At 66.8% G+C, this 18,570-nt stretch carries 16 protein-coding genes; 10 read left to right on the top strand and 6 right to left on the bottom strand.

All coding sequences use genetic code 11. The annotated features are described in order from the left end of the window. Nucleotides 1-2: 2 nt before the first annotated feature. Together JHL17_RS24455 and JHL17_RS24450 are read right to left on the bottom strand one after the other, a co-directional pair. Nucleotides 3-1,337 carry an AMP-binding protein gene (locus tag JHL17_RS24455; RefSeq protein ID WP_200197195.1) on the bottom strand — a complete coding sequence of 445 codons (1,335 nt, stop codon included), beginning with the start codon at nucleotides 1,335-1,337 and terminating at the stop codon, nucleotides 3-5. Nucleotides 1,338-1,379: 42 nt separating this feature from the next. Further along, a complete protein-coding gene (locus tag JHL17_RS24450; RefSeq protein WP_200197194.1) occupies nucleotides 1,380-1,574 on the bottom strand; it encodes a hypothetical protein in 195 nt (64 codons plus the stop codon). 909 nt (nucleotides 1,575-2,483) lie between these two features. Between JHL17_RS24450 and atoS the strand changes: the two genes are divergently transcribed. The 8 genes from atoS (at nucleotide 2,484) to JHL17_RS24410 (ending at nucleotide 12,576) form a co-directional block, all read left to right on the top strand. Next, nucleotides 2,484-4,346 carry a two-component system sensor histidine kinase AtoS gene (atoS, locus tag JHL17_RS24445; RefSeq protein ID WP_200197193.1) on the top strand — a complete coding sequence of 621 codons (1,863 nt, stop codon included), beginning with the start codon at nucleotides 2,484-2,486 and terminating at the stop codon, nucleotides 4,344-4,346. After that, nucleotides 4,343-5,764, top strand: coding sequence for an acetoacetate metabolism transcriptional regulator AtoC (gene atoC, locus JHL17_RS24440; protein ID WP_200197192.1), 1,422 nt, complete (start codon nucleotides 4,343-4,345; stop codon nucleotides 5,762-5,764). Before atoS ends, atoC begins: the two co-directional genes overlap by 4 nt. Before the next feature lie 712 nt (nucleotides 5,765-6,476). After that, nucleotides 6,477-7,139 (top strand): 3-oxoacid CoA-transferase subunit A, encoded by a 663-nt coding sequence (locus tag JHL17_RS24435; RefSeq protein WP_200197191.1) that lies wholly within the window; start codon nucleotides 6,477-6,479, stop codon nucleotides 7,137-7,139. Continuing rightward, nucleotides 7,132-7,788 (top strand): 3-oxoacid CoA-transferase subunit B, encoded by a 657-nt coding sequence (locus JHL17_RS24430; protein WP_200197189.1) that lies wholly within the window; start codon nucleotides 7,132-7,134, stop codon nucleotides 7,786-7,788. Before JHL17_RS24435 ends, JHL17_RS24430 begins: the two co-directional genes overlap by 8 nt. Nucleotides 7,789-7,891: 103 nt before the next feature. Then, nucleotides 7,892-9,265: a TIGR00366 family protein gene (locus JHL17_RS24425; RefSeq protein ID WP_200197188.1), complete on the top strand. Its 1,374-nt coding sequence runs from the start codon at nucleotides 7,892-7,894 to the stop codon at nucleotides 9,263-9,265. An 89-nt stretch (nucleotides 9,266-9,354) separates the two neighbouring features. After that, nucleotides 9,355-10,530, top strand: coding sequence for an acetyl-CoA C-acetyltransferase (locus JHL17_RS24420; protein WP_200197187.1), 1,176 nt, complete (start codon nucleotides 9,355-9,357; stop codon nucleotides 10,528-10,530). Between the two features lie 91 nt (nucleotides 10,531-10,621). Beyond that, nucleotides 10,622-10,837, top strand: coding sequence for a hypothetical protein (locus JHL17_RS24415; RefSeq protein ID WP_200197186.1), 216 nt, complete (start codon nucleotides 10,622-10,624; stop codon nucleotides 10,835-10,837). A 47-nt stretch (nucleotides 10,838-10,884) separates the two neighbouring features. Continuing rightward, complete coding sequence (locus JHL17_RS24410; protein WP_200197185.1) at nucleotides 10,885-12,576, top strand: methyl-accepting chemotaxis protein; 1,692 nt, start codon at nucleotides 10,885-10,887, stop codon at nucleotides 12,574-12,576. Nucleotides 12,577-12,855: 279 nt separating this feature from the next. Here the strand turns inward: JHL17_RS24410 and JHL17_RS24405 are convergent, their stop codons facing one another. The 4 genes from JHL17_RS24405 to JHL17_RS24390 are packed head-to-tail and all read right to left on the bottom strand — an operon-like array spanning nucleotide 12,856 to nucleotide 16,077. Continuing rightward, nucleotides 12,856-13,671, bottom strand: coding sequence for an amino acid ABC transporter ATP-binding protein (locus JHL17_RS24405; RefSeq protein ID WP_247893789.1), 816 nt, complete (start codon nucleotides 13,669-13,671; stop codon nucleotides 12,856-12,858). Continuing rightward, entirely contained in the window at nucleotides 13,672-14,475 is an 804-nt protein-coding gene (locus JHL17_RS24400) for an ABC transporter permease (RefSeq protein WP_200197184.1), read from the bottom strand. 59 nt (nucleotides 14,476-14,534) lie between these two features. Then, the gene (locus tag JHL17_RS24395; RefSeq protein WP_200197182.1) at nucleotides 14,535-15,242 is read right to left on the bottom strand and encodes an amino acid ABC transporter permease; all 708 of its coding nucleotides are present in this window, start codon (nucleotides 15,240-15,242) and stop codon (nucleotides 14,535-14,537) included. A gap of 22 nt (nucleotides 15,243-15,264) precedes the next feature. Further along, nucleotides 15,265-16,077: a transporter substrate-binding domain-containing protein gene (locus JHL17_RS24390; RefSeq protein WP_200197180.1), complete on the bottom strand. Its 813-nt coding sequence runs from the start codon at nucleotides 16,075-16,077 to the stop codon at nucleotides 15,265-15,267. Nucleotides 16,078-16,560: 483 nt separating this feature from the next. On the opposite strand from JHL17_RS24390, the gene speB reads away from it, so the two are divergent. Together speB and JHL17_RS24380 are read left to right on the top strand one after the other, a co-directional pair. Beyond that, a complete protein-coding gene (gene speB, locus JHL17_RS24385) occupies nucleotides 16,561-17,523 on the top strand; it encodes an agmatinase (RefSeq protein WP_200197179.1) in 963 nt (320 codons plus the stop codon). Between the two features lie 108 nt (nucleotides 17,524-17,631). Next, nucleotides 17,632-18,534, top strand: a complete 903-nt coding sequence (locus tag JHL17_RS24380; protein ID WP_200197177.1) for a LysR family transcriptional regulator — start codon at nucleotides 17,632-17,634, stop codon at nucleotides 18,532-18,534. Nucleotides 18,535-18,570: the final 36 nt, after the last annotated feature.

Genomic DNA, 18,570 nt, shown 5'->3' with positions numbered 1-18,570 from the left:
GATTACGACCAGACATGCGGGCGACGGTCGTCGATCCGCTTGGCCTTGTGGACGGCACGCGGCAGGGTGTCGGGAGCCAGCAGCGCCACCTCCGCCCCGACGCCGGTCGCGGCCTTCAGCTGACGGCGCAGGCGGCTCCGCAGATCTTCGAGATCGCCGTTGAAGCCTTGGGTGTGCTCGACCTCGACCGTCAGGCGGTCCAGCCGCTCGACCCGGTCCAGCACCAGCCGGTATTCGCCGGTCAGCGCCGGATCCCGGCGCACCACTGCCTCGACGTCGCCGGGGAACAGGTTGACGCCCTTGACGATCAGCATGTCGTCCAGCCGGCCATGCACCCCCGTCAGCCGCAGCGAGGTGCGGCCGCAGCGGCAGGGCTCGGTCGTCACCGACACCACGTCGCCGGTGCGGAAGCGGATGATCGGGCGGGCGCGCTTGCGCAGGGTGGTCAGCACCAGCTCGCCGCGTTCGCCTTCCGCCACCGGCTCCAGGGTCTCGGGGTCGAGCACCTCGACCAGGATATGATCCTCGGCCCAATGCAGCCCGTCCTTCTCCACGCACATGCCGGCGCAGGAGCCGAAGATGTCGGACAGGCCATAGTAATCATAGACGTCGGCCCCCCACAGCGCCTCGATCCGCGCGCGCGTCTCGGGGATCGAGCCGCCGGGCTCGCCGGCGACGAACAGGCGGCGAACGGCGAGATCGCGGGCCGGATCGATGCCCTCGCGCTGGGCAGTCTCGCCGAGATGCCAGGCATAGGACGGCGTCGTCCACAGCGCCGTTGCCCTGAACTGATCCAGCACCGCCAGCAGCCGTTCCGACGGCAGGGTTCCGGCGTGGATGCTGAGCGCCCCCAGCTTCTGCGCGCCAAGCACGCAGGGGCCGCCGACGAACAGCGAGAAGTTCAGCGCATGGGCGTAGCGGTCGGTTGGGCGCAGGCCGCTCGACCAGAACTGCCGTGCCTCATAGTCCATCCACTCGTCGAAATCATCGGCGGTGAAGGGGGAGGCGGTCGGCACCCCGGTCGACCCGCTGGAGGCGGAGATGTAGACGATCTCCCGTTCCGGCACGGCGACGAGGTCGCCGAAGGGCGGCACCGCGATCTGGCGGTCGCGGATGGTCGCCTTGTCCAGGAAGGGAAAGCGCCGCAGGTCGTCCAGGGTGCGCAGGTCCGCCGGCGACACGCCCTGCGCGTCGAAGGCGGCGCGGTAGTAGGGCGATCCTTCGTAGGCGTGCCGCAGATGGTCCTTCAGCAGATCGAGCTGCAGCTGCCGCCAATCGGCGCGGCTCTGGGTCTCCAGCCCGGGGTGCCAGTAGGCGTCATGGTCCTGAACCGCCACTTTTTCTTATCCTTGGGAGAGTGGGCTTAGCCGGCAGGCCGATCAGGCCAGCGCCGCCAGCGATGCGAGGAGAAGTGCCGCGGCGATGCCGAGGCCAAGCGGCAGGATGCCGCCGCCACCGGCGGAATCGGCTTGGGTCGACGCCGCCCCGTCGGGAGGCAGCATCGGCGGGACCAGGGCACCCGGCGGTCCCAGCGACGCCATCACCATTCGATCGAAATCATCCGGACTCGGCATGTCGGTTCTCCTGGTCGGAGGGGGAGGTGGAAAGGCACGGTCAGGGCGTTTTGGCGAAATCACACTTCGCAAGTGTGTATATTTATATTTGTCTATAGGAAAATAGGAAATCGCCTCGCCGTCAAGGGTGAGCTTTCCTGCGGCATGATGTTTTTCGAAGATGCCGGGGTCGGCCCAGGGCAATCGCATATGAGATCTGGATTTCCATAAAAGGACTTCCGTCATCCCCGCGAAGGGGAGAGCCAGGAAACTTTTGTGAAAAGCGACTGAAATGGCTGGATTCCTGCCTTCGAGTTTGTGAAGAAATCGGTGACTCGCTGAGAGAAGCCCCAAGTTCGAACCATGTCGCGTTGGGTCGCATCGTGCGCTTTCCTCGGCCGTCATTCCCGCGAAGGCGGGAATCCAGTCTTCACAAGCACTTGTGTTGGAAATCCTGGTTCCCCGCCTCCGCGGGGATGACGAGTGGGAGACGTGCACGCCTGCCAGATCAGGGCTTTCTCATATAAGTTCGATTTCTTCACAGGCTCATTCGCGGGAATGACGGGGTTCCTTGTATGGGATCAATATTGCCATATGCGATTGCCCTGGGGGTCGGCCCTATCGGAGGTTTCCGATCCGCGCCGCTCTCCTTGGTCATGCTCGCCCTCGTGCTCGCCTACCACCCGAACCGCGCGTTGGCGGGCTTCAGGGGCGTATTCGGGGGATGCCTGTTTCGTCGTGAGGACCCCACTCCCTCGAAAGATGGCGTTTCCGAAAAACCCGGTGCGGTTCAGTTGCCGGCCGTCCACTTTCTTCGGAAAAATCCATTCCTGCTTTCCTCACCGCCCGCAAATCTGTTATGGCCGCGGGACCGGGCCGGAACCGGGGCAACTCCGACTGAAACAAGTCCGGTCGAAAGGAGTGGGCGTCATGCGGCCCCTGGACTGGATCAGCCATTCCCTGCCACGCACCCTGCGCGGCAAGCTGCTCCTGGTTTCGCTTGCCGTGGTGGTTCTGCCCATCTCGCTGACCGGCTATCTGCTGGAACGGGAGGGGCGGCAAGCGCTGGTCCGGGAAAAATCCGAAAAACTCTTCGGTCTGACTCGCCTGCTGGACCTGCATCTCGGCCCCGGCTTCGATCCGCTGCTGAGCGAGATGGGCATCGCGGGAAGCGACCGCGAAACCGCCATCCGGGCGTTGTCGGGGCGCCTGACCCCCTTCACCGACATGGTTGCCGGGGCCAATCCCGGGGTGGGGGTCGGCTATTACAGCAGGGCGCTCGATGCCATCGTCACCTATGGACCCAGCCGGGATTACAGTGCGACGGTCGGTACCAGCATCCCGCCGGAACATCCGGGCTGGCATGTGCTGGAAAGCGGAAAGCAGGCCGTCGAAAGCGGCCGGCAGGTGCGCGGCTTCATCCTGAACGCGATGCTGCCCATCGTCCGCGACGGCAGGGTGATCGGCTACATCTGGGCCAACGAGTTGTCCGACGACGTGGAGCGGCAGGCGGCGGCGATGGACCGTGCCGTTCTGACCGTCTGCCTCGCGGGAATCCTGCTCGGGCTTGCGCTGACGCAGGTGCTGGCGCGGGGGGTCGGCCGTGACATCCGGCACATCATCGACGGCTTGCTGCGCATGCGCAGCGACCTCGCGGAGCCGATCGAGCCGCCGGCGGGCGAGGTCGGCGCCATCGCGGTCGAAGTCAACGCCATGGCCCGCGCGCTGCTGGACGCCAGATCGCTGACCGAGAACATTCTGCACAGCATCGCCGACGGCGTGATCGCCGTCGATCGGACCGGACAGGTCGCCGCGCTGAATCCGGCGGCCGAAACGATGCTTGGGATCACGGCGGCCGCCGTGATCGGTCGGCCGTACGAGTCGCTGTTCAAACCGGATGGCCAATTCGCCAGTCCGCTGCTCGACACGCTGAAGACCGGCCGGCAGCATGTCGGTGTGACGCTGGATTTTCCGGGGACCAGACAGACGCTTCATCTCACGGTGTCGAGCAGCGTGCTGCGCGACAGTCACGGCGGGGCGATCGGTGCGGTCGTCGTCCTGAAGGATCTGACCGAGCAGCAGCGGCTCCGCACCCAGATCATGCGTGCCGACCGGCTGGCGGCGCTGGGCGAGTTGGTCGCCGGCCTCGCCCACGAGGTCCGCAATCCCCTGACCTCGATCCGCGGCTTCATGCAGTTCCTCGAAAGCTCCGACGACGTGGCCGAGTGGCAGCGCTACGCGCCGCTGATCGTGCGGCAAGTCGACAGCCTGAACCGCCTCGTCACCGAATTGCTGGAGTTCGGCCGGCCCCGCCCGCCGGCCTTCCAGCCGGTGCAACTGAACGATCTCATCCGCGAGGTGTCGCTGCTGGCCGGGCGCAAGTCGAACGCGCGCATCGCCCTCAATCTCGCCCCCGACCTGCCCCTGGTCGAGGCCGATGGCGAAGCGCTGAAACAGGTCATACTCAACCTGATCATCAACGCGATCCAGGCGACCTCCGAGACCGGAGAAATCACCATCGTCACCGCCATGGCGGAGGACGGCCGCGAGGCCGCCCGCGAGGCGGTCGTCATGGTGACCGATGATGGCGAGGGGATTGCGCCGGAAAACCTCGACAAGGTGTTCGATCCCTTCTTTTCCACCAAACCCCAAGGCACCGGGCTGGGGCTGGCGATGGCGCACCGGATCGTGGATGCGCATCATGGAACCATCGCCATCGTCAGCGTGCCGCAGTCCTACACCAGGGTGACCTTGCGGATTCCCTTCGTTCACAGCCGGACGGTTGAAGCATGACGACCCAGATTCCAGCCGAGCAGAGCAGGTCGGCGCCGGCCGTCCTGGTGGTGGACGACGACGAGGCGATCCGCGAGATGCTCGCGGCGGTGCTGTCGCGCGACGGATTGTCGGTGACCACGGCCGCCGACGGAGCCGAGGCGGTCGTCCTCTTCGCCGCGCAACGACCGGCCGTCGTCCTGATGGACATCCGCATGCCGCGAATGAGCGGATTGCAGGCGCTGGCGGAGATCCGCAAGCTCGACCGCTCGACCGCGGTGATCCTGATGACCGCCTTCGCCGAGGTCGGCACGGCGGTGCAGGCGATCAAGGACGGGGCCTTCGACTACATCATCAAGCCCTTCGACATCGCGGAAATCCTGTTGCAGGTCGGGCGTGCGCTGCAGATGCGCCGGATGCGCGACGACATCGCGACCCTGCACCGCGAATTGTCCAGCAGCTATCACACCGACCGCATCCTGACCGCCAGCCCGCGCATGGGCGAGCTTCTGCAGACCATCGCCAAGGTCGCCAAGAGCAACGCCACCGTGCTGGTGACCGGCGAGAGCGGCACCGGCAAGGAGCTGGTGGCGGCGGCCATCCATTACAACAGCCCGCGCAACGCCGGCCCCCTCGTCAAGGTCAACTGCGCCGCGGTGCCGGAAGGGCTGCTCGAAAGCGAGTTCTTCGGCCATGAGAAGGGAGCCTTCACGGGTGCCCAGGCACGGCGCCGCGGCCGCTTCGAGCAGGCCGAGCACGGCACCCTGTTCCTCGACGAGATCGGCGACATCTCTCCCAGCCTGCAGGTCAAGCTGCTGCGCGTCCTGCAGGAGCGCGAGTTCGAGCGGGTCGGCGGCACGGAGCTGGTGCGCACGGACGTGCGCGTCATCGTCGCCACCAACCGGAACCTGGAGGAGATGGTCCGGCAGGGCCTGTTCCGGCAGGATCTCTATTTCCGTCTCAACGTGGTGACGCTGAGGACGGTGCCGCTGCGCGAGCGGCCGGAGGACATCCGCCTGCTCGCCACCCATTTCCTGCAGCGTTTCGCCGCCGAGAACCGGATCGAGGTCGGCGGCATCGACGAGCAGGCGATGGAACGCCTGCTGGCCTATCGCTGGCCGGGCAACATCCGCGAGCTGTCCAATGCCATGGAGCGCGCGGTGGTGATGAGCACCGGCGCGATGATCGTCGCGGAGGATCTGCCGGAGCAGATCGTCGGGCAGGTTGGGGACAGCGAACCGGCTGCCGAAAACGACGTTGACGGTGCTGCCGCCCCGTCCGCCGCCGGCAGTCTGCGTGAACAGGTCAGTCGCTTCGAGGCGCGGGTGGTGGCCGAGGCGTTGGCCCGCAACGACGGCAACCGGATGAAGACGGCCCAGCAGCTGGGGATCAGCCGCCGCTCCCTGCTCTACAAGTTACAGGAATACGGCATTTCCTGAGCGGACGGTCTGATACCGGATTCGGAAAGTTCTGACTTTTCGAACCCGGTATCGCCCGCGACTGCGGGCGCGCGCCGCTAGGCGCGAAGCCTGCGTGGCGTATGAACGCAGCGGTCAGAATTTTTCTGACCGCGTATGAGGAGAAGGGGCTGCTGCGCAAGTTTTTGCGCAGCACGCACAAAGTTGCGCACCGGACGGGGGTGCGACGGCGCGGCCGATGGTCGTCCGTCTCACTCCCCCACTGGTCGCAAGCGCCGGACTCCAAGGCGGAAACGGGATGGTCTCCAGGCCAATCGCACATGGCAATTATGATCTTATACAAGGAACCACGTCATTCCCACGCAGGCGGGAATCCAGCCGTTTCAGTCGCCTGACGCGAAAGTTTCCTGGATCCCCGCCTTCGCGGGGATGACAGAAGTCCTTTCATGGGTGTCTCGATTCCATATGCGGTTGCTGTGGGGTGATCCGCTCGGCACGCCGGCTCCGGCAAGTGGCACATCCATTGCTAGAGTGTGGGTATATCGGCCGGCTCCGACGCTCCACTGCAATGGCGTGGACATCGCGGGTTCCCCGATCGCAGCGCTAGGAAACCAAGAATGAGCGTGCGGTCCGCCTCTCGGGTCCGTTTTGGGATCCCGGAGCGGGCTCCGCGCCCGCGGGGTTGCCGGCGGATATCGATCCGCAGCACCCCGGCGTCCAAGGGAGACGTCGAATGAGTAAAGTGCGCAAGCTGGAAGACACCGTCGCCATGATTCCCGACGGTGCGGTCTTGATGATCGGGGGCTTCATGGGGGTGGGTACGCCGCCCCATCTGATCGAGGAATTGCTGCGCCAGAACAAGCGCGGCCTGACGGTGATCGCCAACGACACCGCCCGCCCGGCCGTCGGCATCGGCCGGCTGATCGCCGCCAAGGCGGTGCGCAAGGTGATCGCCAGCCACATCGGCACCAATCCCGAAACCCAGCGACAGATGATCGCCGGCGAGACGGAGGTGGAACTGGTGCCGCAGGGCACGCTGGCCGAACGGGTGCGGGCCGGCGGCTTCGGACTCGGCGGCGTGCTGACCCCGACCGGCGTCGGCACGGTGGTGGAGGACGGCAAGCAGCGCATCGAGCTGGACGGCACCGTCTATCTCCTGGAGCGGGCGCTGAAGGCCGATTTCGCCCTGATCGCCGCCAAGCGGGCCGATTACCTGGGGAACCTCGAATACGCGCTGACGGCGCGCAACTTCAACCCGCTGATGGCGATGGCTGCGGAAACCGTGATCGCCGAGGCCGAGGACATCGTGCCGGTGGGCGTCATTCCGCCCGACAGCGTCGTCACCCCGAACGTGCTGGTCGACTGCCTGGTCGCCAAGGAGCATCGCCATGGATGAGAAAACCCTGATCGCCAAGCGCGTCGCGCTGGAGCTGCGGCCGGGCAACCTGGTGAATCTCGGCATCGGCCTGCCCACCATGGTCGCCGCCCATCTGCCGGCCGGCGTCAATGTCTTCTTCCAATCGGAGAACGGCATCATCGGCATGGCCCCGGTTCCCGAGCCCGGGGCGGAGAACGAGGATTTGAGCGATGCCGGCGGCAGCCCGATCGGCGCCGTTCCGGGAGCCGCCTCCTTCGACAGCGCGATGTCCTTCGGGCTGATCCGCGGCGGGCATCTCGACGTGACCGTGCTGGGCGGCCTGCAGATCGACGAGGAGGGCCGGCTCGCCAACTGGATGGTGCCCGGCAAGATGGTGCCCGGCATGGGCGGTGCGATGGATCTGGTTTCCGGCGCCAAGCGGGTGATCGTCGCCATGCAGCACAGCGCCAAGGGCACGCCGAAGATCGTCAAGCGCTGCGAACTGCCGCTGACCTCGGTGCGACGGGTCGACCTGATCGTCACCGAGCTGGCGGTGATCGAGCCGACGGACAAGGGGCTGGTGCTGCGGGAGGTCGCTCCCGGCGTCGCGGTCGCCGACGTGATGGCGCAGACCGGCGCCGAGTTGATCGTCCCGCCCGTCGTTCCGACCATGCCGATCGGCACCTGACCGTCGCATTCCAAGCATTGAGCATCGGGGAGCCGTCGTCCCCGCGCCGCCCGGCTGTCCTGCCCGGCGGCGCGGACGGGCTCCCTCGTGCCGGAGAACCGCCATGAGCGTCACCACTGCTCCCCCGCCGGCGCCGGACGCCAGCTCCCGCTTCAACCCGATCACGCCGATTTCCCGCGCCCTGACCTGGCTGGTCAGCCGCTATCTGCCCGACCCGCTGATCTTCGCCATCATCCTGACCGTGCTGACCTTCGGCTTTGCCTGGTGGCTGACGCCGAGCGGGCCGGTCGATCTGGTGCGGATGTGGGGCAACGGCTTCTGGAACCTGCTGGCCTTCTCGATGCAGATGGCCCTGGTCCTGGTCACCGGCCATGCACTGGCCAGTTCCGAGCCGGTGCGCAACGTCATGGGGCGGGTGGCCTCCATCGCCAAGACCCCGGCCCAGGGCGTCATGCTGGTCTGCTTCGCCGCCGCCGTCACCAACGTCGTCAATTGGGGCTTCGGCCTCGTCGTCGGCGCCATGTTCGCCCGCGAGGTGGCCCGCCGCGTCCCGAAATCGGACTACCGGCTGCTGATCGCGTCCGCCTATATCGGCTTCATGACCTGGCACGGCGGCTTCTCCGCCTCGGTTCCGCTGGTCGCCGCGACCAAGGGCAACCCGATGGAGAAGACCGTCGGCTTGATCCCGATCGCCGATACCATCTTCACCACCTACAATGTCGGCATCACGCTGGCGCTGATCGTCGTCCTGCCGCTGATCTGCCGGATGATGCATCCGAAGCCGCAAGACGTGGTCGCGGTCGACCCGGCCCTGCTGAAGCCGGAACCCTCGACCAAGCGCGTCCTCGGTCCCGACGCCAGCCCGGCCGAAAAGCTGGAGGAGAGCCGCGTCCTCGGCTTCGTCGTCGCCGCGCTCGGCATCGGCTACCTGTTCCTGCATTTCCAGGCCAAGGGCTTCGACCTCAACATCAACACGGTCAACCTGATCATGCTGGTGGCCGGCCTGATCCTGCACGGCACGCCGATGGCCTATGCCCGCGCCGTCGCCAACGCCGCCCGCGGCACCGCCGGCATCATGGTGCAGTTCCCCTTCTATGCCGGCATCCAGATCATGATGGAGCATTCCGGCCTGGGCGGGCTGATCACCAACCTGTTCGTCGACATCGCCAGCAAGGAAACCTTCCCGGTCCTCGCCTTCCTGTCGTCGGGCCTGATCAACTTCGCCGTCCCGTCGGGCGGCGGCCACTGGGTCGTCCAGGGTCCCTTCATCATGCCGGCCGCCCAGCAGCTCGGCGTCGATCTCGGCAAGGCGGCGATGGCCATCGCCTATGGCGAGGAGTGGATGAACATGGCCCAGCCCTTCTGGGCGCTGCCGGCGCTCGCCATTGCCGGGCTGGGGGTCCGCGACATCATGGGCTACTGCGCGACGGCGCTGGTCATCACGCTGCCCATCTTCCTGATCGGCCTCTACCTCTGAACCATCGCGACCAACCCGCCGCCGCGATCCGCCAGACGGACGCGGCGGCCTTCCGTCCTTCAAGAAACAAAATTCCGGAGAAATCCGCCATGACCGAGATCGTCATCGCCAGCGCCGCCCGCACCGCCATCGGCGGCTTCAACGGCGCGCTCGCCGCCGTTCCCGCCCATGAGCTTGGCGCCGCCGCGATCCGCGAGGCGCTGGCGCGCGCCCACACCGATGCCGCCGAGGTGTCGGAAGTCATCCTGGGCCAGGTGCTGACCGCCGGCCAGGGCCAGAACCCGGCCCGCCAGGCCGCCGTCGCCGCCGGCATCCCGGTCGAGAAGACCGCCTTCGGCATCAATCAGGTCTGCGGCTCCGGCCTGCGGTCGGTGGCGCTCGGCTGGCAGGCGATCCGCACCGGCGACGCCGAGGTGATGGTGGTCGGCGGCCAGGAGAACATGAGCCTGTCGCCCCACCTCATGCATCTGCGCAACGGCACCAAGATGGGCAGCGCGGAGATGCTCGACAGCATGATCCGGGACGGGCTGTGGGAAGCCTTCAACGGCTACCACATGGGCGTCACCGCCGAAAACGTCGCCCGCGCCTGGACCCTCGACCGCGAGCGGCAGGACCTGTTTGCCCTCGCCTCGCAGCAGAAGGCCGAGGCGGCGCAGAAGGCCGGCCGCTTCAAGGACGAGATCGTCCCGGTCACCATCAAGGGACGCAAGGGCGACACCATCGTCGACACCGACGAATATCCCAAGCACGGCACCACCATCGAGGCGCTGGCCAAGCTGCGCCCGGCCTTCGCCAAGGACGGCACGGTGACCGCCGGCAATGCGTCGGGCCTCAACGACGGCGCCGCCGCGCTGGTGCTGATGACGGCGGAGAACGCCGCCCGCCGCGGCATCGCGCCGCTGGCGCGCATCGCCTCCTGGGCGACGGCCGGCGTCGATCCGGCGGTGATGGGCACCGGCCCGATCCCGGCGTCGAAGCTGGCCCTGGAGAAAGCCGGCTGGACGGTCGGCGATCTCGACCTGATCGAGGCGAACGAGGCCTTCGCGGCGCAGGCCCTGGCGGTGAATGCCGGCATGGGCTGGGATGCCGCCAAGGTCAACGTCAATGGCGGCGCCATCGCGCTCGGCCATCCGATCGGCGCGTCCGGTGCCCGCATCCTGGTCAGCCTGCTGCACGAGATGGGCCGGCGCGATGCCAGGAAGGGTCTCGCCACCCTGTGCATCGGCGGCGGCATGGGCGTCGCCCTCTGCGTCGAGCGGGGCTGACGACAGTCCCGCGGCCCGGTCTCCCCTGCTCCAAGACGGCGGCAGTGGGAGCCGGGCCGCGACCATTTGTACCCTTTTGGAGGAGAGTAGTATGGTACAGATTATCGACGTGCCCGTTACCCTGCGCATCGCGGTCGCCGACGCCCTGGATGGGCAGGCCCTCGCCCTGCGGGCGGCGGAACATTTCAGCCATGTCAGCCACGCCCAGATCTCCGCGTTCAACGAGGTGAGCCGGGTCCATTCCACGGACCAGGGTAGCGTCGAATCCGTCACCAGCCTCGTGGCCGGGGCGGGCGACGGCTCGTGACGTCCGCCCGGTGCGGGACGTGAGCCGGAAAGAGGAAAGATAGAATCATGCGCCTGTCGGAACTGCCGTTGCGGTGGCGGATCGGATTTCTCGCGTCGCTGTCGATCATCGCCGCCGGACTGGTGGCGGCGGTCGGCGGCCATTTCGTCAACCGTGCGCTGGTCGAGCAGCGGATGAACAGCGTCCGCTTCATCGCTGAAAGCGGCGGCAGCATCGCCGCCCGCTTCCACAAGCTGGCGCAGGACGGCGTGATGAACGAGGAGGACGCGAAGGACCGCGCCAGGACGGCGATCGGCGCCATGCGCTATGCCGACGGCGAATATCTCTGGATCTGGACCTCGCAGATCATCAACGTCATGCATGCCAACCCGGCACTGATCGGCAAGAGCGGTGCCGAGATTCGCGACCGCAACGGCGTCTACGTCATCCGTGAGGCGGTGCGGGGCGCCCTGACGCCGGTGCCGGAGTTCGTGACCTATGAGTGGCCGCGGCCCAACGATCCACAGGGTCCGACCTACGAGAAGCTGGCCTATTCGGTCCATTTCAAGCCGTGGGACTGGGTCATCGGCACCGGCGTCTATACCGACGACCTGCGCTCCGCCTTCTTCGGCATGATGACCGTGTTCGGCCTGGTGGTCGCCGGGATGTCGGCGCTGGCCCTGCTGCTGGGCTGGGCGGTCGCCCGCAGCGTGACGCGCCCGCTGTCGCGCGTGCATGGCGTCATGCTGCGCCTAGCGGACCATGATCTGGATGCCGAGGTGCCGGAACGCGGGCGGCGGGACGAGATCGGCGGCATGGCGCGCACGCTCGAGGTCTTCAAGGCGAACATCCTGCGCAACCGGCAGATGGAGCAGGAGCATCGCAGCGCCGCCGCCCAGGCGGCCGACGAAAAGCGGGCGGCGGTGTTCGATCTGGCGAACCGGTTCGAAAGCAGGGTCGGCTGCATCGTCGACCAGCTCGCCCGGTCGGCCAGCGGCTTCCAGGAAACGGCCTTGCACATGTCCTCCGCGGTCCGGAAGGCCGAACAGGACTGTACGTCGGTGGCATCCGCCTCCGAGCAGGCGTCGGTCAATGTGCAGGCGGTGGCGTCCGCCGCCGAGGAGATGTCCACGGCGATCCGCGGTTTGTCGGGGCGGGTGGCACAAGCGGCCCAGAGGTCGAAGATGACCGCCGAACGGGCGGAGCAGGCACGCGTCCATTTGGACGCGCTGTCGACCGCCATCGAGCAGGTGGATCAGGTCGTCGCGTCCATCAACGCGGTGGCATCGCAGACCAACCTGCTGGCGCTGAATGCCACGATCGAGGCGGCGCGAGCGGGTGAAGCCGGCAAAGGCTTTGCCGTGGTCGCGAGCGAGGTCAAGAATCTGGCCAGCCAGACGCATGCGATGACGGAACAGATCGGGCAGCAGATCAGCACCGTGAAAGCGGCGTCCGACCGAACCGTGGAAGGAATGCGTGGTATCATCGACCAAGTCGAGCATATCGATAAGTCGACCGTCGAGATGGCCGACTCGGTCGGGCAACAGAGTGCGGCGACCGACGAGATCAGCCGCAATGCTCAGCAGGCGGCGCTCGGAACCAATGAAGTGTCACGCAGCGTGGTCGACATCCGGAAGGCTGAGCAGGAGAGCGGGGTTGCTGCCAAGCAAGTCATTCAGTCCGCCGACACCCTGGCGGCCGATGCGGCCTTGTTGAAACATGAGCTTGAGGCGTTTCTGGCGGAGATCCGTGCTGCATAGAGCGGATCGCGTAAAATCGGAATCGATTTGAAGCGTGAATCCGATTCTCCACCAAAGGCTACGGCGTCGTGCGTTTCATATTGAATGCATGACGCTGTAGAGCACGGATCGACGTGTGGCGTGAAATGGGTTCAGTCAGTCTTTCATCGTCCGGTGTAGAGCGCCGACCACGGGGTTTCCTGCCAACCGGGAGCTTGGACAATCCGCTTCAGGGGTTTGAAGCGGATGGTGGTCCTACGAACAGCGTCTCGATCCCTGCGACGAAACCCACGATGACGGTCAGTGCAGCATCTGCCTGAGGAACCTCTTCAGCCGGTCGCTTTCCGGCGCGACGAAGAAGCGCTCCGCGCCCGCCTGCTCGACGATCTCGCCGCCGTCGAGGAAGACGCACCGGTCGGCGACGTGGCGTGCGAAGCCCATCTCATGGGTCACGCACAGCATCGTCATTCCCTGTGCCGCCAGTTCCTCCATCACCTGCAGCACCTCCGCGACCATCTCCGGGTCGAGGGCGGAGGTCGGCTCGTCGAACAGCATGATCCTGGGGTCCATGCACAGCGCGCGGGCGATGGCGACGCGCTGCTGCTGGCCGCCGGACAGCTGCGCCGGAAATTTGCCCGCCTGATCGGCGATGCGGACGCGGGCCAGATGGTGCATCGCCCGCTCCGCCGCTGCGGCGGCCGACAGGCCAAGCGCTTGGCGCGGCGCGAAGGTGCAATTCTCCAGGACGGTCATGTGCGGGAACAGGTTGAAGTGCTGGAACACCATGCCGACCTCGCGCCGCACGTCCTGGACGCCGCGCCCGTCGGCCTCGAGAGTCACGCCGTTGACGGCGATCGTGCCGCCGTCATGCCGCTCCAGGCCGTTGATGCAGCGGATCAGGGTCGATTTCCCCGATCCGGAGGGACCGCACAGCACGATCTTCTCGCCGCGCTCGACGGTGAGCGTCACCCCCCGCAGGACCTCCTGTTCGCCGTAGCGCTTGCGCAGATCCCGCAATTCGATCGCCGCCCTGGTCCGCAGGCGTGTTCCCGCGCCCTGCGGCGCCGGCGTTGGCGTCGGTATCGGTAAAGCCGGTCCCATCCTGGTCTCCGTCATTCAGTGGGTCTCGCGGGCGGCGGGTTTCGCGGGAAGGCGGCGGACCAGCGGCTGCCTGAACAACGACAGGCCGGGGCGGGACCGCCGTACCGTCGCCGGTCTGCGGTCCGGCACAGTGGCGGCGAGATGCCGGTTCAGCCGGCGGTCGAGAGCCTCGAAGCCGAGACGCAGGCCGTTGGTCAGCAGCCAGTACATCGCCCCGGCGGTGACCAGCGGCGTGAACGGGTCGTAGGTCATCGCGAAGATCTCGTTCGCCGCGCCGGTCAGATCGGCGATGGTGACCGCCCCCACCGCCACCGTGCTCTTCAGGAAGATCAGAACCTCGTTCTGGTAGGCCTTGAGACCGTAGCGGACGGCCATCGGCAGCCGGACCTTGACGAAGACGATCCGCGGCGGCAAGCCGAGGGCCAGGGCGGCCTCGACCGGTCCCGCGGGCACGGCGGACAGGCCGCCGCGCAGGATCTCCACCACATAGGCGGAGTGGTTGAGCCCGAGGCCGAGGATGGCGCAGAAAAGCGGGCTCGCGAACAGCAGCCACAGCGGCGTGTCGCGGACGATGGAGAGCTGCGGCAGCCCGGCATAGACCAGATAGAGCAGAACGATGCTGGGCGCCCCGCGGAAGACCGCCACATAGGCGGCGCCGATGGCGGCCAGCGCCCTGTTGCGCGACATGCGCACGAGACACATGCCAAACCCCAGCACGGCGCCGACCGCCATCACGCTGACGGTGATCAGGACGGTCATCCAGGCGCCGTTCAGCAATGCCGGCAGGCTGGTCCAGGCGAGGGCGAAATCGAAAGTCATCAGGCCTCCAATGCGGCCGGCCGGCACAGATTGGCCCGGGCGGACCAAGCTTCGGCGGATCAGGCTTCAGATGCGCGGACGCCGCGGTCGAGCCGACGCGACTGGCGGTTCGCCAGCCGGATCGTCGCCGCGCTGAACAGGATGAAGAACACCACCACCACGCCATAGAACAGGAACGGTTCGCGGGTGGAGCCCGAGGCGACCTTCGCGGCGGCGATGAGGTCGGTGAGGCCGGCCAGAGACACCAGCGCCGTGTCCTTCAGCAGCACCACCCAGATGTTGACGAAGCCGGGATAGGCGATGCGCAGCGCCTGGGGCAGCAGGACCTTCAGCCAGATTTGCCGCCGCGGCACCGACAGCACTTCCGCCGCCTCCAGCTGGCCTTTGGGAACGTTCTGGAGCGCGCTGCGCAGCAGATCGGCGAGATAGGGCGTGTAGACGAAGGTGAGGGCGGCGACCGCCGCTGCCATCGGCGGGATCGCCGGCCGCTCCTCCACCCCGAACGGCGCCAGCAGGGCGTGGACGATCTCCGTCCCGCCGTAATAGAGGAGGAAGATCACCAGCAGCGACGGGATGCCCGTCGCCACCGAGGCGTAGACGCGGCCGATCATCCAGCGCAGGCCGTGCGGCTTCAGGGTCAGGACCGCCATGAGCGTTCCCAGGATCGCCGCCAGCAGGTAGGAGAACACCGCCAGCTGCACCGTGACCAGCGCTCCGTCCAGCAGCTCGTCGCCGTACCCGTCGGCACCGTAGGCAAGAAGACCCATGGCGGCATCTCCCGGTTGCAGGTCAGCTCTTCTTCGCGATGCAGGCGGCCTCGTCCGGCGAGATCGGCGAGGACAGGTACTTCGCCCGGATGGTGGTGAAGGAGCAGTCGGCGATCATGCTCTTCAGGGCGACGTTCATCTTCTCCAAGACCGCCTCCTGGCCCTTCGGCACGGCCCAGCTGCTGCCCTGCTCGGCTGCGGGAAGCGCGGGGTCGCCGGTCCATACCGTGAAGTCCGACAGCTTCCAGTCCTTGCCGTCCGGCGTGTCGATCAGGGACGCGGTCCAGTTCAGGCTGGCCCCGAACACCATGTCCAGACGTCCGGCCAGCAGGTCCAGCTTCATCTGCTCGGGGTTGTCGTACAGGCTGGGCGTCACCGAGCCGGCGAAATTCTCCGTGATGTATTTGGCTTGGGGCGTGCCACGCTGGACGCCGATCCGCGTGCCCTTCAGCCCCTCCTTGGTGAAGGCGACGGTGCGGTCCCTGCGCAGGACGAAGGCGTCGTGGTTGAAGATGATCGGCATGGAGAAGAGCATCTTCGCCTTGCGTTCCGGCAGAGGCGTCAGCTGCGACCCGATCGCGCCCAGCCGTCCCTGAAGCAGGGCCGGGATCAGCGCCTGGAAATCCATCACCTTGATCTCGCAATCCGCCTTCATGCGGCTGCACATCTCGCGCGCCAGATCGGGCTCGATCCCCGTCACCTTGCCGTCGGGAGTCATCATGCTGAAGGGCGGATAGGTTCCTTCGTTGCCGATGACCAGCTTGTCGGCGGCAAAGGCCGGTGTGGTGAGTGCCGCGAGCGCAACGCCGATCAGAAAACGTCGAATGCTGTTCATCGCTTGGCTCCGTTCCATTCGGCAATGATTGGATTTCCGAGATGCTCAAGTACACGGATAAGCGAATTACACTGTCAACTCAAAACAATGACCAAACAATAGGCAATCAAGTGCAATGTTTAATCAATCCCATGTCAATCCGGCATTTACCGTGATCATTTTCTGTGCAGCGACATCTGTCAAAATGGGATTTGAAGATTCGATAAGCATCGCGCCGCGGTGGACCTAACGATTGGAGTAGCAGAACTGCTCGTTTTCATACGGGTTGGGCCGGGGTCTTGAAACCAACGGTACATGGATGCCGTGAGCGGCCTGAAGCGGTCCGCTTGGATGGGTCTCCAACCATGGTTTGAGCAAAGGAACTTTGCCGGTGCGCCGGAAGGCGGAAGGATGGGGCGAAACGACCGAAGGCGCATCGACAATGCCGCATCCCGACATCGATCCCGCAACTCCTGGTCCCGTACGGCGCCGGAGGAAGCACTGATGGCCCACGGCTACGAGACGGGCCGGCTCGACCTGCCGTTCGTCGGCTTCTGCACCTTCGGGAAGAGCCCGATCGCCACCGACTGGGATCGCATCGACGCCGACGTCGCCGTCCTCGGGGCGCCGTTCGACGCCGGAACCCAGTGGCGGGCCGGCGCCCGTTTCGGGCCGCGCGCCATCCGCGAGGCCTCCACCCTGTTCTCGTTCGGGCATGCCGGCGCCTACGACCACGAGGACGACATCGTCTATCTGCCGCAGGACGGCTGCCGGATGGTGGACATCGGCGATGCCGACATCGTCCACACCGACACCGTCCGCAGCCACGCCAACATCGAGCAGGCCGTGCGCAAAATCCTGGCGGCCGGCGCGCTGCCGGTCGTGCTGGGCGGCGACCATTCCATCAACATCCCCTGCATCGCCGCCTTTTCCGGGGAGGAACCCTTCCACCTCGTCCAGATCGATGCCCATCTCGACTTCGTCGACGAGCGCCATGGCGTGCGGCACGGCCATGGCAACCCGATGCGGCGCGCGGCGGAGCGGCCCTGGGTCAGCGGCCTGACCCAGCTCGGCATCCGCAACGTCTCCTCGACCGCGCGCGATGGCTACGACGCCGCCCGCGCCATGGGGTCCGACATCCTCAGCGTCCGCCAGATCCGCAAGCTCGGCATCGAGGCGGTGGTCGCGCGCATTCCGCCGGGGCGCCGCTGCTACCTGACCATCGATATCGACGGCTTCGACCCGTCCATCGCCCCGGGCACCGGAACGCCGAGCCATGGCGGCTTCACCTATTACGAGGTGCTGGAACTGCTGGACGGCATCGCGCGGCGCAACCCGGTGGTCGGCATCGACCTCGTCGAGGTGGCGCCCGACTACGACCACACCGGCGGGACCGCGATCCTCGGCGCGCAGCTTCTGATGAACGTGATCGGGCGCGTGCTGCACCACCGGCCGCGCCTGCGCTGACGCTGCTTCCGAGAGGGCGGAGCGGCAAGCGGCTGGCTCATGCCTTGCATACGTATGGCGCGCCGCCTCCGTCGTGGGGCGGCGCGGTCAACGGGCGAGGGGTGACGCATGAACGTCGACAACATCGACCTCCGCCTTCTCCGGGTCTTCCACACCCTGGCGGAGAGCGGCGGCTTCGCCGGTGCGCAGGCCAAGCTGGGGCTGACGCCGTCGACGCTGAGCATCCATCTGAGCAACCTCGAACAGCGTCTCGGCATGACGCTGTGCGAGCGCGGGCGCAACGGCTTCCGGCTGACCGAGAAGGGTGAGCGGGTCCACCGCGCCACCAAGCGGCTGTTCCACGCGCTCGACGACTTCCGCATCGAGACGGCCTCCCTGCGCGGCCGTCTGGTCGGGGAACTGACCATCGGCCTCGTCGACAGCACGGTGACCGACAGCCGCTCCCCCATCGCCGCCGCCATCAACCGCTTCGAGCAGCGCGACAACGAGGTCCACATCCGCCTTGCGGTCGACCGTCCATCCGGCCTGAACCACGCGCTGCTCGACGGCCGCCTGAACCTCGCCGTCGCGGTGTTTCCCCACCATGTCGCCGGCGTCGAGTACGAGACGCTCTACACCGAGACCAGCCTGCTCTATTGCGGGCAGGGCCATCCGCTGTACGAGCGGATCGGCGCCGGGCTGGAGGTGCCGGACGTCACCCGCTATCATTTCGTCGCCCGCGCCTACAGCCTGGAACGCGACCTCGCCGCCATCGGGCAGGCCAACCACAAGGCCAGCGTCGAGAACATGGAGGCGCAGGCCCACCTGATCCTGTCCGGCCAGTTCATCGGCTTCCTGCCCGAGCATTACGCCGCCCAATGGATCGCCGCCGAACGCATGCGGGCGGTCCAGCCCGACCGCTACCGCATGCCCTCCGACATCGCGCTGGCGCTGCCGGCGGCGGCCACCCGGTCGAACCAGCTCGTCCGTGCCTTCTGCGACGATTTGCGGGCGGCGAACGCCGCGAGATAACGACGTACGGGCGGCGAACGCCGCCCGATGACGATC

Origin of the sequence: Azospirillum endophyticum, assembly GCF_016595245.1 — a bacterium.
Classification (GTDB): Bacteria; Pseudomonadota; Alphaproteobacteria; order Azospirillales; family Azospirillaceae; genus Azospirillum; species Azospirillum endophyticum.
The sequence above is the reverse complement of the archived record's forward strand: the minus strand, read 5'-3'. Positions and strand labels throughout refer to the sequence as shown.

Coding starts and splice junctions, on each gene's coding strand:
- JHL17_RS24380 (WP_200197177.1), top strand. CDS start 17,632: ATGAACGTCGACAACATCGACCTCCGCCTTCTCCGGGTCTTCCACACC.
- atoS (WP_200197193.1), top strand. CDS start 2,484: ATGCGGCCCCTGGACTGGATCAGCCATTCCCTGCCACGCACCCTGCGC.
- JHL17_RS24405 (WP_247893789.1), bottom strand. CDS start 13,671: ATGACGGAGACCAGGATGGGACCGGCTTTACCGATACCGACGCCAACG.
- JHL17_RS24390 (WP_200197180.1), bottom strand. CDS start 16,077: ATGAACAGCATTCGACGTTTTCTGATCGGCGTTGCGCTCGCGGCACTC.
- JHL17_RS24430 (WP_200197189.1), top strand. CDS start 7,132: ATGGATGAGAAAACCCTGATCGCCAAGCGCGTCGCGCTGGAGCTGCGG.
- JHL17_RS24415 (WP_200197186.1), top strand. CDS start 10,622: ATGGTACAGATTATCGACGTGCCCGTTACCCTGCGCATCGCGGTCGCC.
- speB (WP_200197179.1), top strand. CDS start 16,561: ATGGCCCACGGCTACGAGACGGGCCGGCTCGACCTGCCGTTCGTCGGC.
- JHL17_RS24435 (WP_200197191.1), top strand. CDS start 6,477: ATGAGTAAAGTGCGCAAGCTGGAAGACACCGTCGCCATGATTCCCGAC.
- JHL17_RS24395 (WP_200197182.1), bottom strand. CDS start 15,242: ATGGGTCTTCTTGCCTACGGTGCCGACGGGTACGGCGACGAGCTGCTG.
- JHL17_RS24410 (WP_200197185.1), top strand. CDS start 10,885: ATGCGCCTGTCGGAACTGCCGTTGCGGTGGCGGATCGGATTTCTCGCG.
- JHL17_RS24450 (WP_200197194.1), bottom strand. CDS start 1,574: ATGCCGAGTCCGGATGATTTCGATCGAATGGTGATGGCGTCGCTGGGA.
- atoC (WP_200197192.1), top strand. CDS start 4,343: ATGACGACCCAGATTCCAGCCGAGCAGAGCAGGTCGGCGCCGGCCGTC.
- JHL17_RS24400 (WP_200197184.1), bottom strand. CDS start 14,475: ATGACTTTCGATTTCGCCCTCGCCTGGACCAGCCTGCCGGCATTGCTG.
- JHL17_RS24425 (WP_200197188.1), top strand. CDS start 7,892: ATGAGCGTCACCACTGCTCCCCCGCCGGCGCCGGACGCCAGCTCCCGC.
- JHL17_RS24420 (WP_200197187.1), top strand. CDS start 9,355: ATGACCGAGATCGTCATCGCCAGCGCCGCCCGCACCGCCATCGGCGGC.